Source organism: Frankia sp. AgKG'84/4 (assembly GCF_023242965.2).
In the GTDB taxonomy this organism is placed as follows: Bacteria; Actinomycetota; Actinomycetes; order Frankiales; family Frankiaceae; genus Frankia.
The window spans coordinates 1-11,640 of record NZ_JALKFU020000116.1; the positions used below are offsets into that span (position 1 = coordinate 1).

Consider the following 11,640-nt stretch of genomic DNA (forward strand, 5'->3'; position numbering starts at 1 on the left):
CGGTACCGGTCGGCGCGGACCGGAGCGGGAAGTGACGCCAGGACCGGCGGGGCCGCGGTCGTCCACGCAGCAGCGTGCCTCGGCCGGGTTCGACCGGCTGCACCGGCGCGGTGACCGGCTGCCGGCGGCGCCTGCCGTCGCGGGCTCGATCGTCGGTCGCGACGCGCATGGCAAGCGCGTCCTCTACAGCGGGATGCGTCCGGCCCCGGCCCCGGTCGCGGGTCTGCGCGTCGATTGTTCCCGCTGCGGCGAGACGTGTCTGCTCGGAACCTGGCGGGCGCTGCGGGCGCTGACGCCCAGCCTGCACCTGCCGGTGATGCGCCAGCGGCATTTCTCGCTGGTGCGCTGCCCGGTCTGCCGGCGGGTGAGCTGGGTGCGACTCGCGCTGCAGCTGCGACCGGCCGGCTGATTCGGGGGCGAGCACCGGGTTCCCTCGCCGGCCCGGGGCCACGTGGGCGGGGCGAGGGTCGCGGCGGTCAGTACCGTCGCGTCGGGTCCTCCTCCAGCGGCCGCTTCGCGGCGGCCGCGGGCGGGACCAGTCAGGCGGATTCGGCGCGCGGAGAGTCGTCCACGGAGATCCGGTCGGCGTCGACCTCACCGAGGTCGGCTCCCTCGGCGCGGATCGGGCCGGAACCGCGACCGCGGTTGCCACGCCGACGGCGTCGACGGGTCGACTCACCGGATTCGGAGGTCAGCGCCGACACGACCCGGTCGTCCCGCACGGCACCGAGCGGCGCGTCGCCCTCGGTGACAGGCACGGTGAGGTCGCCGGTGTCGACGCTCGTGCCGGCGACGGTCACGTCATCGGCGATGGTCAGGCCGGTGGCGGCCGCCGCGGCGCCGCCGCCGCGGGTGCGCCGACGGGCACGGGTACGAGGCTGCGCCGGCTCCGGGCTCTCGGTCCGGGTCTTCTCCCGCTCGGGGCGCGATCCGCGCCGTCCACGGCGCGATTCGCCGAGGTCCTCGAGGTCCTCCGCGTCGAGGCCGGCGCGGGTGCGCGCCGCGTGCGGGAGGGTGCCCGTCGCCCCGGTCGGGATGTCGAGCGCCTCGAACAGGTGCGGCGAGGTCGAGTAGGTCTCCAGCGGGCCCTCGAAGGGCAGCCCGAGAGCCTTGTTCACCAGCGTCCAGCGGGGCAGGTCGTCCCAGTCGACGAAGGTGACGGCCGTGCCGCTCTCGCCCGCGCGCCCGGTGCGGCCGATGCGGTGCAGATAGACGTTCTCGTCCTCGGGGCACTGGTAGTTCACGACGTGCGTGACGCCGCTGATGTCGATGCCGCGGGCGGCCACGTCGGTGGCGACCAGAACGTCGACCTTGCCGGCACGGAACGCGCGCAGCGCCTGCTCGCGCTGGCTCTGCCCGAGATCGCCGTGCACGGGGGCGGCCGCGAAGCCGCGCTTGTCGAGCTCCTCGGCGACCTTGTCCGCGGTGCGTCGCGTGCGCACGAACACCATCGCCAGGCCGCGGTCGGCGGCCTGCAGGACCCGGGCGAGCACCTCCATCTTGTCCAGCGCGTGCGCGCGGAAGACGTGCTGGTGCGTCGTCGGGACCGTGCGGGTCTCGTCCGGCTGCTCGGCGCGGACATGCACGGGGCGCTGCATGAACCGGCGGGCCAGCGAGATGACCGGCCCCGGCATGGTCGCCGAGAACAGCATGGTCTGGCGCCCATCGGGCAGCTGGGCCATGATCCGCTCGACGTCGGGCAGGAAGCCCAGGTCCAGCATCTCGTCGGCCTCGTCGAGCACCAGGGTGCGCACGGCGGCGAGGTCGAGGACGCGCTGGCGGGCCAGGTCGAGCAGGCGCCCGGGCGTGCCGACCACGACGTCGACACCGGAGCGCAGCGCGGTCAGCTGCGGCTCGTAGGCGCGGCCGCCGTAGACGGACAGCACCCGTACGCCGCGGCCCGCGCCGGCACGGGTCACGTCCGAGGTGACCTGGACACACAGCTCGCGGGTCGGCACGACGACGAGGGCCTGCGGGCGGCCGTCGGCACCTTCGCCGGGGGCCAGCACCGCCTGCACGACGGGAATGCCGAACGCGAGGGTCTTGCCGGTACCGGTGCGGGCCTGGCCGATGATGTCGTTACGGGCCAGGGCGAGGGGGAGCGTGAGCTCCTGAATGGGAAAGGCGCGCAGGATGCCGGCCTCGGCCAGCGCCTGGACCGTCTCGGCGCGGACGCCCAGTTCCGCGAAGGTCGGCGTGGCCGGAGTCGCGGGGACGTCGCTCTGCGGATTGATCGCGGGTGTTTCAGCCGAAGAAGTTGCGGTTGTGACGGACAGCGGGACGCTCCTGGTCTTCTCTGAGCGGTGTCTACGCTGAACCCGCTCGCGGTGAGCCGCGAGGCGCCCGCGACCCGATGTCCGTGTGCCCGGTGCCCTTCATCGGCAACTCTGGGTGCACAGGTGACGAGGCGACGCCCTGCTACGCGGCAGCCGAGGTGACATAACGACCCCTGGCTACGCACTAGCATAGCGGCTCGGAGGCCGAGACGGGGGCTCCTTCGCCGAGGATCGCGACCGCCGCCGCCCGCGGATGCCAGAATCGCGCGGTGACGAAGACATCCTCCCCGCCGTCCGGCACGCCGGCACCGGACGGGGCGGCCGCCCCTGACCAGGCCACAGTCGACCTGTTGGGCCTGCTCGCCTACGGCGAGCTGACCGCCTTCGAACGGCTCGCCACCGACGCACGGATGTCCCCGACCCTCGGCGACAAAATGGCCCTCGCCGCCATGGCAGCGGCCGAGTTCTCCCACTTTCAGGCGATCTGTGAGGAACTTGACCGGATCGGGGTCACCCGGGAGTCGGCGATGGCGCCGTTCGTCGCGCCGCTGACCGCGTTCCACAACTCCACCGCGCCGGCCGACTGGCTGGAGAGCCTCGTCAAGGCGTACGTGGGTGACAACATCGCCGCGGACTTCTACCGGGAGATCGCCATCCGCCTGCCGTCGCCGTCCCGCGAGCTGGTCCTGCGGGTCCTCGACGACACCGGGCACGCCGCGTTCGCGGTCGAGCGGGTGCGGGCCGCGATCGGGGAGAACCCCATCGTCGCCGGCCGGCTCGCGCTGTGGGCCCGCCGGCTCGTCGGCGAGGCACTCACCCAGGCTCAGCGGGTCGGGGTGGACCGCGACGCGCTCACCGGCCTGCTCGTGGGAGTCGGCGACCTGGACGCGCTGGCGGGCATCTTCAACCGCATCATGGCGGCGCACAGCGCCCGGATGGCCGCCCTCAGCCTGTCCGCCTGAGCGGACCGGAGGTAGCGGACCGGAGGTAGCGGAGCGCAGGCAGCGCATCGGCGGGGCCACGAACAGCGGCGGCCGGCCCGGGCGGGGTTCTACCCGCCCGGCCGGCCCACGGTCACTTCGCGGTCAGGCGCCGAAGCCGACCCGACGGCCCGAGTTCGCCGCGATCTCCACGTAGGCCAGGGAGGCGATGGGAATCACCACCTGGCGACCCTTGTCGTCCGCGAGGGTCAGTACGCCGTTGTCGGCCTTGACAGCCTCGTCCACCAGCGCGGCCACGGCCTCCGCGGACTGGTCGCTCTCCAGCACCAGCTCCCGGTTGCTCTGCCGCACGCCGATCTTGACCTCCACCGATGACCTCCGCCTTCGTCGGACTGCACGCCGGCGGACACCCGCCGACGAGCTTGGATCACCGCCCACACTATGGCTTCCGGGACTTCTCCACCGGGGCAGGTGCGGCGTGTTCGCTCCGGGCACACCACCGGTGGTACACGCGGGCCTGCCGTGATGTCACGGCCCGGGCGCCGCCCGCCACGGCCCGGCACCCTCGTGCGGGCCGCCGGCGCCGTCCGCGCCGTCGGCCTCGGCCGGCTGCCCGGGGTGGCGATCCTGGCGGGGATAGCCGCTGATGCCGCGCCAGGCGAGTTCGACCATCGACTCCACCGCGCGTTCCTTGGACACCGTGCCGCCGCGCACGAGCCACCAGCGCGAGGTCGTCTCGGCGAGGCCCACCAGCCCGACGGCGAGCAGATCGGCCTCGTCCTGCGTGAGCCCCGTGTCGGCGACGATCGTCGCGGCGATGGCGCGCACGCAGCGGGCGAACGCGGTCTCGATGAGCTGGCGCACCGCCGGCTCGCTGCGCAGGTCGGACTCCAGCACGAGCTGGTGCGCACCCGAGGGGTCGTTGACGAAGTCGAAGTACGCCTGCACCGACCGGACGATGCGGGTGTGGTTGTCCGACGTGGATTCGAGCGCCTCCTGGACGCTGGTCACCAGCTGGGTGGAGTGCTCCTCCAGCAGCGCCAGGTAGAGCTCCAGCTTGCCCGGGAAGTGCTGGTAGAGAACGGGCTTGCTGACGCCGGCGCGCTCGGCGATCTCGTCCATCGCGGCCGCGTGGTATCCCTGCGCGACGAAGACCTCGCGGGCGGCGCCGAGGAGCTGGAAGCGCCGGGCGGTGCGAGGCAGCCGGGGCGTCCTGCCCGGGCGCGTGCCGGGCGAGGCTGGCTCAGCGGTCACCGGCACACCTCCTGATCGATCTGGTCAACAGTATCCGCGCGGACCCGGGTGCCCGGCGCTGCGGCGCCGACGCGGCACCTGTGCGGGACCAGGTGGGAAGACCCACTTTCGCACAGCGGACGGCAGGTTCGCTCTGGGCCGCCGGCCTGCCGGCGACGGACGCGTGGCACCTGCCGCCGGCGGGTGGCCCGGCCTCGGCGGGCCGGGCGTGGATCAGCGGTAGTCGTCCTCGTCGGTCTCGACGATGATGCTCTGCTCGACCAGGTCGAACTCGTCCACCTCGGCCGGCGACGCGGCGGGAACCACCGGCGGGCCCTGCTGCGGCGGACGGACCTCCCTGGCCTGCTCGGCGGCGTCGGCGTCCGGCGTCTCCAGCGGCAGCCCGGAACTCGGTGGGTCGGTCGGTGCTCCCATGGGAACGTCCTCCTGCGCTCGTCGGTGGGGTGCCGCGCGGCGGCGCGCCACCCGCTGTGGACGGTCCAGACCCGCGAGGGTCCGGACCGCGATGTGCCCGGGATCGGCCGGTCTCACGCGCAATCGTCGGACCTGCCCGTCCGGGCCTCCCCGTCCGCTGCGGGCGGGCCGCCGAGCAGGGGAGCGAACAGGTCGCCGTGCTCGTCGACGCGGCGCAGCACGTCGGCGGCGGTGAAGACGAGATCCTCGGGTCGACGGCAGTCGCTGACCTCCGCCCAGGTCACCGGGGTGGACACGGTGGGCCGCTCCCGGCCGCGCAGCGAGTAGACGCTCACCGTCGTCTTCGCCGGGTTGTTCTGCGACCAGTCGAGCAGCACCCGCCCGCCGCGCAGGTCCTTGCGCATGTTCGCGACCACCAGATCGGGATGGTCGCGCTGCAGCCGGGTCGCCACGGACCGCATGTCGGCCCGCACCTCCATCGAGGTCCGCCCGTCGGTGACCCGGCCATACACCTGCAGCCCCTTCGACCCGCTGGTCTTCACGCACAGCGGTCCCGGCAGGACCTCGCGCAGCAGCAGGGCCACCTTCGCGCAGTCGACCGCCGTCGTTCCCGGGCCGGGGTCGAGGTCGGCGACGACGAGATCGGGCCGGCCGGTGGAGATCCGCCACATTGGCGTGTGCAGCTCCAGCGCCGCCAGGTTGGCCAGCCAGACCAGGGTGGCCCGGTCGCCGGCGACCAGGTAGTCGATGGTCGAGCGGTCCTTCGACGATCCGGGGGAGGGCAGCGTCGCCACCGTCGTCCAGTCCGGGCGGTGCGACGGCGCGTTCTTGGTGAAGAAGCTCGACGCCTCGACGCCGTTCGGGAACCGCACGACGGTGAGTGGCCGATCGGCCAGATGCGGCACCGCGACCGGGCTGATCCGGTGGTAATAGTCGATGACCTGGGCCTTCGTGAAGCCGTCAGCCGGGTAGAGGACCTTGTCGAGGTTCGACAGGCGCAACCGCCGGCCGTCCACCTCCACGGCCGGCTGATCCGCCGTCGCGTCCCCGCTCACCGCCGCGGCGTCCGCGCCGGTCGACTCGTCGTCACGCCTTCACCCCCTCCAATCAGGACTCATCGTGACCGGCCAATGTGGTCTTGATGTACTCCGATCGCGATCCGTTGCCGAACTGGTGGTGACTGCTGATAACTTCGGACGTTTCGTCGATCTGGCTTACTCGTGGGCGTCCGGTGGGTCACCATAGTGGGTAATCGACGTGAGGGGCGAACATGCGTTCGATCTGGAAGGGTGTCATCTCCTTCGGCCTCGTGTCGATACCCATTCGGCTCTACTCCGCCACCCAGGAACGAGACGTGGCGTTCCACCAGGTCAGGCGCTCGGACGGATCCCGCATCAGGTACCGGCGGGTGGCTGAGGCCGACGGCGACGAGGTCACCTACGCGGACATCGCGAAGGGCTTCGAGCTGCCCGACGGCCAGACCGTCGTGCTCACCGACGAGGACTTCGCGAACCTGCCGCTGTCCACCTCCAAGGCGATCGACGTGCTGGAGTTCGTGCCGCTGGAGCAGGTCGATCCGATCTACTTCGCCAAGAGCTACTACGTCGAGCCCGACCGCACCGGCGCGAAGCCCTACGTCCTGCTCCGCGACGCGTTGGCCGAATCGGGCCGTGTCGCGCTGGTGAAGATAGCTCTGCGTTCACGCGAGCAACTCGCGACGCTCCGGGTGCGTGACAGCGTCTTCGTCCTGGAGACGATGATGTGGCCCGACGAGGTGCGTGAGCCGGACTTTCCGTTCCTCGACGACGAGGTCACCGTGCGCCCGCAGGAACTGGCGATGGCGGGCTCGCTCATCGACACCCTCTCCGCCGACTTCGACCCCACCCGGTTCACCGACTCCTATCGCGAGGCGCTGCAGTCCGTCATCGATGCCAAGGTCGCCGGGCGCGACGTCGTCGGCCCGCCGGAGGCCGCCTCGTCCGAACCGGTCGGCGACCTGATGGCCGCCCTGCGCGCCAGCATCGCCGCCGCCCGCGGCGAGGGCCCGAACGGCGCCAGCGACAGCCCGAACGGCGCCAGCGCCAGCTCGGACGGGGTTGCGGGCAGTCCGAGACCAAGGAAAACGGGAAAGTCGTCGCCGTCGAGCGCCGCGATGTCCACGTCCGCTGCCTCCGCCGCGGCGAAGTCGACGTCTGCCGACGGGAAGGCGGCCTCTGCGGAGAAGTCCGAAACGTCGGAGAGCGCCGCGCCGAAGTCCGCGTCGGCTGGGTCGAAGTCGGCGTCGGCTGGGTCGAAGTCCGCGTCGGCTGGGTCGAAGTCGGCTGGGTCGAAGTCGGCTGGGTCGACGTCGCGACCATCGAAGTCGGCCGGGTCGACGTCGGGCGGGCCGAAATCGGCGCCGCCCCGCTCCACGGAACGGTCCCGCCGCTCCGCCTAGGCGCTTCCCGTGGATCTTCGGCTCGCCAGATGAGGATCCACCGAGGATCGCTACTGCTCCAGCCGCGCCGACCGCGGAAGTGAGATGCGGCCGCCGCCCGGCGCGTCGCCGAGCCGGCCCCCCAGGGTCGGGTGCCGGCTCGGCCGTCCGCGTGTCACGGCCGGCGCGGAGATCGCCGTCAGGCGCGTCGATCCGTCGAGGTCGTGGTCGAGGTCGCGGTGGGGTGCCGGTCAGCGGCGGAAGGAGTCCTTCACCTTCTCGCCGGCCTGGCGCAGGTCGGCGACGCTCTGCTCGCCCCGGCCCTCGGCGCGCAGGTCATGGTTGCCGGTGGCCTGACCGGCGCTCGCCTTGCCCCGGCCCCGCAGCTCGTTCACCTTGTTCTTGACCTTGTCGGCGAAGGACATCGCGCTCAACTCCCAGTGTCTGCGGTACCTGCACGGTCGGTCGTCAGCGGTCTACCCATCGACATTGCGGGAACACCAGCCGCCCGATCCGCGCTGCACCGATGGGGCGTCGTGCGGGGCCGGCGAGCGCCCGTCGAGCACCGGTCCCGGAACGGATGGCTCATTCGCGACGACGCCACGCGCCGATGTGGCATCGTCGAAGAACGACAGCGAACGCGAGGAGCAAGCGTGTCCCTACCGCCCCTGGTCGAGCCCGCCGAGGGCCTGACCGTCGACGAGGTTCGCAGGTACTCGCGGCATCTGATCATCCCGGATGTCGCGATGGACGGTCAGAAGCGGCTCAAGAACGCCAGGGTGCTGGCCGTCGGCGCCGGCGGGCTCGGTTCGCCCACGCTGATGTACCTGGCCGCCGCCGGCGTCGGGACGCTCGGCATCGTCGAGTTCGACACGGTTGACGAGTCCAACCTGCAGCGCCAGATCATCCACGGCCAGTCCGACATCGGCCGGTCCAAGGCGCAGTCCGCGGCCGACTCGGTCCGCAACATCAACCCGTACGTCAACGTCGTGCTGCACGAGACCCGGCTGGACACCTCCAACGTCACGGAGATCTTCAGCCAGTACGACCTCATCGTCGACGGCACCGACAACTTCGCCACCCGGTACCTCGTCAACGACGCGGCCGTGCTGCTCGGCAAGCCGTACGTGTGGGGTTCGATCTACCGGTTCGACGGCCAGGCCAGTGTCTTCTGGTCCGAGCACGGCCCGTGCTACCGCTGCCTCTACCCGGAGCCACCGCCGCCGGGGATGGTCCCGTCGTGCGCGGAGGGCGGCGTGCTCGGCGTGCTGTGCGCGTCGATCGCGGCCATCCAGACCACGGAGGCCATCAAGCTGCTCACCGGGATCGGTGATCCGCTGGTCGGCCGGCTGATGGTCTACGACGCCCTGGAGATGACCTACCGGGCGATCAAGGTTCGTAAGGACCCGGAGTGCCCGTTGTGCGGGAAGAACCCGTCGATCACCGAGCTGATCGACTATGAGGCGTTCTGCGGGGTGGTGTCCGAGGAGGCGCAGCTCGCCGCCGCCGGTTCCACGATCACCGCGAGTGAGCTCAAGGGCTGGCTGGACACCGGCGAGCCCCTCGAGCTGATCGACGTCCGCGAACCCGCCGAATGGGAGATCGTCCGTATCCCCGGCGCCCGGCTGATCCCCAAGGCGGAACTACCGGCGCACCTCGCGGAGCTGCCGCAGGACCGTCGGGTGGTCGTTTACTGCAAGTCCGGGGTCCGTTCCGCCGACGCGCTCGCGACCCTCAAGGGTGCCGGGTTCGCCTCCGCGGTCCATGTCCAGGGCGGCGTGACGGCCTGGGCGACCCAGGTCGACAAGTCCCTGCCGGTCTACTGACCGCCAGCTCCGCGCAGGTTCGCCGCACCGGTCCGCGCGCGTGTGCCGGTGCCGGTGCCGGTGCCGGTGCCGGTCGTGGCGCGGTCCGGTCGTGGCGCGGTCCGGTCCCGTCGGTAGCTCCGGGCTGGCATGAGGCGTCCGAGATGAGCGGTTCCGCGTGAGCGGCCGGCCCCGCGCGCGCCGCGACGTCCCGCCGGCGAGCCTGTCGGCGGGGCTCGGCACCCGGATCCAGCTCGGCGGCGCCGAACCGAGTCCGCACGCGCGGGAGGTGCTCGATGCCGTCGCCCGGATCCCGCCGGGCAAGGTGATGACCTACGGCGACATCGCCGAGTACGTCGGCGCCGGGTCGGGCCGCACCGTCGGCGCGGTGCTGTCCCGCTACGGCGACGACGATCTGCCCTGGCACCGGGTGATCCGCTCGACCGGCGAGCCGAACCCGGCCAACCCGGCCGAGGCGCTACGCCGCCTGCGCGCCGACGACACCCCACTGGGCCCCTGCGGCGAACGCGTCGACATCAGGGCCGCCCGCTGGGACGGCAGGTGACCGGCGGCCCTGTCCGCGCCGCACCAAGCCCGTTGGAGTGACCAGCGCCCGGAGACGGTGCTAGCGGGCGCTCATGCCGCCGTCGGCGAGGTAGACGCTGCCGGTGACCAGCGAGGAGCGTGGGGAGAGCAGGAAGGCGACCACCTCGGCGACCTCGTCGGCGGTGCCCAGGCGGTTCATCGGCGAGAGCAGCGCCGCGCCGCGCTGCGGCCGGCCGTCGACCTGGATCAGCTCGGTGTCGACGAAGCCGGGCGCGACGGCGTTCACGCGGATTCCCCGGGTGGCGTAGTCCAGTGCCGCGGTCTTGGTCAGGCCGATGACGCCGTGCTTCGCGGCGACGTACGGAGCGGACCCGGCGAACCCGACGGTGCCGAACACCGACGCCATGTTGACGATCGAGCCGCCGGCGCCGCCGTGCAGCATCGCGGTGATCTCGGCGCGCATGCTGTAGAAGACCCCGGACAGGTTCACGTCGAGGACCCGCTGCCAGTCGTCGGCGGCGGTCAGGCCGACCGGCTCGCGCCTGGCGGTGATCCCGGCGTTGTTCAGGGCCAGGTCGAGCTTGCCGAAGGTGTCGACGGCGGCCTGCACGGCCCGCTCGAGGGCGTCCGGATCGGTGACGTCCGCCTCGATGGCGATGGCCTCCCCGCCGGCCCGTTCGATCTCGATGGCGACGTCCTTGACCCGGTCGCCGTATCTGTCGGTGACCACGACTTGGGCGCCCGAGTCGGCCAGTCGGCGGGCGCAGGCGGCGCCGATGCCCGAGGCCGCACCGGTGACGAGTACGACATTTCCGCTGTATTCGGTCATAATTTTTGCCAGTGTCACGTCCATTCAGAGGAGTGAACACGTCACCGATCGGGCTCGCCCAGGGGTGGCCCCGCACCGGCGTTTCTCTCGTCACGATCAGTACACCGTCAGATCGCCAGCAGCGTGGGTGCATGCGTAACTGTCGGACGCCCGTGATGTGCTGTCGGGGTGAGTTCGCCGCCCGCCGCCGCGCCGCGCACCGGTCACCGGCTGGTCGCCGCGCCGCTCGCCGTGCCCAGGCCGCTGGCGGCGGATGCGGCCCAACGGCGCGTGATCGAGCATCCGGGCGGCCCGCTGCTGGTGCTCGCCGGGCCCGGTACGGGTAAGACCGCCACGCTCGTCGAGGCGGTCGCCGCCCGGGTCGAGGCGGGGGCGGACCCGCGGTCGATCCTGGTGCTCACGTTCAGCCGGCGCGCGGCGGCGGAGCTGCGGGAGCGGATCACCGCGCGGCTCGGGCCGACCGGCGCCGGGCGCGGGCCGCAGGCGTGGACCTTCCACGCCTGGTGCCTGGCCGTGCTGCGGGCGCATGACCGGCCGGCGCCGAGCGGTGGGTTCCGGCTGCTGTCCGGCCCGGAGCAGGACAGCCGGCTGCGGGAGCTCGTCGAGGGCTCGCGGGAGGACGGCCGGCCGGCCTGGCCGGAGTCGCTGGCCCGCTGCCTGGGCACCCGCGGGTTCACCGAGGAGGTGCGGGCGTTGCTGGCGCGGGCCCGCGAGGTCGGGCTGGAGCCGGTGGGTCTGGCCCAGCTGGCGCGGCGCACCGCCCGGCCGGAATGGACCGCCCTCGCCGAGTTCTACGAGATGTACCTCGACGTGTTCGGCTTCGAGGGCGCGCTGGACTACGCCGACCTCGTGCACCGGGCCGCCCTCGTCGCCGAGGGCGCCGCGGCGGGGGAGGAACTGCGGACCCGCTACCAGCACGTCTTCGTCGACGAGTACCAGGACACCGACCCGGCCCAGGAACGGCTGCTGCGGGCGCTGGCCGGCGGCGGGGGAAATCTGATCGCGTTCGGCGACCCGGACCAGTCCATCTATGCCTTCCGCGGCGCGGAGGTCGCCGGCCTGCTCGACTTCCCCCAGCGGTTCCGCGCGCCGGGCGGCGGCCAGGCGCCGATCGTCGCGCTGCGCACCTGCCGGCGGATGGCGCCGGGCCCGCTGCTGG

At 72.5% G+C, this 11,640-nt stretch carries 13 protein-coding genes; 6 read left to right on the forward strand and 7 right to left on the reverse strand.

Annotation, left to right across the window (positions count from 1 at the left end):
* Positions 1-409: hypothetical protein (locus tag MXD58_RS10170; RefSeq protein WP_250609247.1), on the forward strand; the 409-nt coding region annotated here is incomplete at its 5' end.
* Between the two features lie 130 nt (positions 410-539).
* Here the strand turns inward: MXD58_RS10170 and MXD58_RS10175 are convergent.
* Positions 540-2,132, reverse strand: coding sequence for a DEAD/DEAH box helicase (locus MXD58_RS10175; RefSeq protein WP_374615920.1), 1,593 nt, complete (start codon positions 2,130-2,132; stop codon positions 540-542).
* Positions 2,133-2,545: 413 nt separating this feature from the next.
* Here MXD58_RS10175 and MXD58_RS10180 point away from each other — a divergent pair, with 413 nt between their 5' ends.
* A complete protein-coding gene (locus MXD58_RS10180) occupies positions 2,546-3,238 on the forward strand; it encodes a ferritin-like fold-containing protein (RefSeq protein WP_248836819.1) in 693 nt (230 codons plus the stop codon).
* 123 nt (positions 3,239-3,361) lie between these two features.
* Here the strand turns inward: MXD58_RS10180 and MXD58_RS10185 are convergent, their stop codons facing one another.
* From MXD58_RS10185 to ligD, 4 genes are all read right to left on the reverse strand, one after another.
* Positions 3,362-3,586, reverse strand: a complete 225-nt coding sequence (locus MXD58_RS10185) for a DUF3107 domain-containing protein (RefSeq protein ID WP_248836818.1) — start codon at positions 3,584-3,586, stop codon at positions 3,362-3,364.
* 159 nt (positions 3,587-3,745) lie between these two features.
* Entirely contained in the window at positions 3,746-4,471 is a 726-nt protein-coding gene (locus tag MXD58_RS10190) for a TetR/AcrR family transcriptional regulator (protein ID WP_248836817.1), read from the reverse strand.
* A 213-nt stretch (positions 4,472-4,684) separates the two neighbouring features.
* The gene (locus tag MXD58_RS10195; RefSeq protein ID WP_248836816.1) at positions 4,685-4,885 is read right to left on the reverse strand and encodes an Rv3202a family protein; all 201 of its coding nucleotides are present in this window, start codon (positions 4,883-4,885) and stop codon (positions 4,685-4,687) included.
* A 113-nt stretch (positions 4,886-4,998) separates the two neighbouring features.
* Positions 4,999-5,940: a non-homologous end-joining DNA ligase gene (gene ligD, locus MXD58_RS10200; RefSeq protein ID WP_248836815.1), complete on the reverse strand. Its 942-nt coding sequence runs from the start codon at positions 5,938-5,940 to the stop codon at positions 4,999-5,001.
* A 215-nt stretch (positions 5,941-6,155) separates the two neighbouring features.
* On the opposite strand from ligD, the gene ku reads away from it, so the two are divergent.
* A complete protein-coding gene (ku, locus tag MXD58_RS10205; RefSeq protein WP_248836814.1) occupies positions 6,156-7,322 on the forward strand; it encodes a non-homologous end joining protein Ku in 1,167 nt (388 codons plus the stop codon).
* 230 nt (positions 7,323-7,552) lie between these two features.
* Here ku and MXD58_RS10210 read toward each other — a convergent pair whose 3' ends face one another.
* Positions 7,553-7,726: a CsbD family protein gene (locus tag MXD58_RS10210; RefSeq protein ID WP_248836813.1), complete on the reverse strand. Its 174-nt coding sequence runs from the start codon at positions 7,724-7,726 to the stop codon at positions 7,553-7,555.
* 228 nt (positions 7,727-7,954) lie between these two features.
* Here MXD58_RS10210 and moeZ point away from each other — a divergent pair, with 228 nt between their 5' ends.
* Both moeZ and MXD58_RS10220 read left to right on the forward strand, forming a co-directional pair.
* Entirely contained in the window at positions 7,955-9,127 is a 1,173-nt protein-coding gene (gene moeZ, locus MXD58_RS10215) for an adenylyltransferase/sulfurtransferase MoeZ (protein WP_248836812.1), read from the forward strand.
* A gap of 157 nt (positions 9,128-9,284) precedes the next feature.
* Positions 9,285-9,671 (forward strand): MGMT family protein, encoded by a 387-nt coding sequence (locus MXD58_RS10220; RefSeq protein ID WP_248836811.1) that lies wholly within the window; start codon positions 9,285-9,287, stop codon positions 9,669-9,671.
* A 60-nt stretch (positions 9,672-9,731) separates the two neighbouring features.
* On the opposite strand, the gene MXD58_RS10225 is transcribed toward MXD58_RS10220, so the two are convergent.
* Positions 9,732-10,505 carry an SDR family NAD(P)-dependent oxidoreductase gene (locus MXD58_RS10225; RefSeq protein WP_248836810.1) on the reverse strand — a complete coding sequence of 258 codons (774 nt, stop codon included), beginning with the start codon at positions 10,503-10,505 and terminating at the stop codon, positions 9,732-9,734.
* 144 nt (positions 10,506-10,649) lie between these two features.
* Here MXD58_RS10225 and MXD58_RS10230 point away from each other — a divergent pair.
* The coding region (locus MXD58_RS10230) for an ATP-dependent helicase (RefSeq protein ID WP_250609249.1) at positions 10,650-11,640 on the forward strand (991 nt) is incomplete at its 3' end.

What these genes read in the sequence shown, in the direction of transcription:
- MXD58_RS10225 (WP_248836810.1), bottom strand. Translation starts at nt 10,505, where the DNA reads ATGGACGTGACACTGGCAAAAATTATGACCGAATACAGCGGAAATGTC.
- ku (WP_248836814.1), top strand. Translation starts at nt 6,156, where the DNA reads ATGCGTTCGATCTGGAAGGGTGTCATCTCCTTCGGCCTCGTGTCGATA.
- MXD58_RS10195 (WP_248836816.1), bottom strand. Translation starts at nt 4,885, where the DNA reads ATGGGAGCACCGACCGACCCACCGAGTTCCGGGCTGCCGCTGGAGACG.
- MXD58_RS10210 (WP_248836813.1), bottom strand. Translation starts at nt 7,726, where the DNA reads ATGTCCTTCGCCGACAAGGTCAAGAACAAGGTGAACGAGCTGCGGGGC.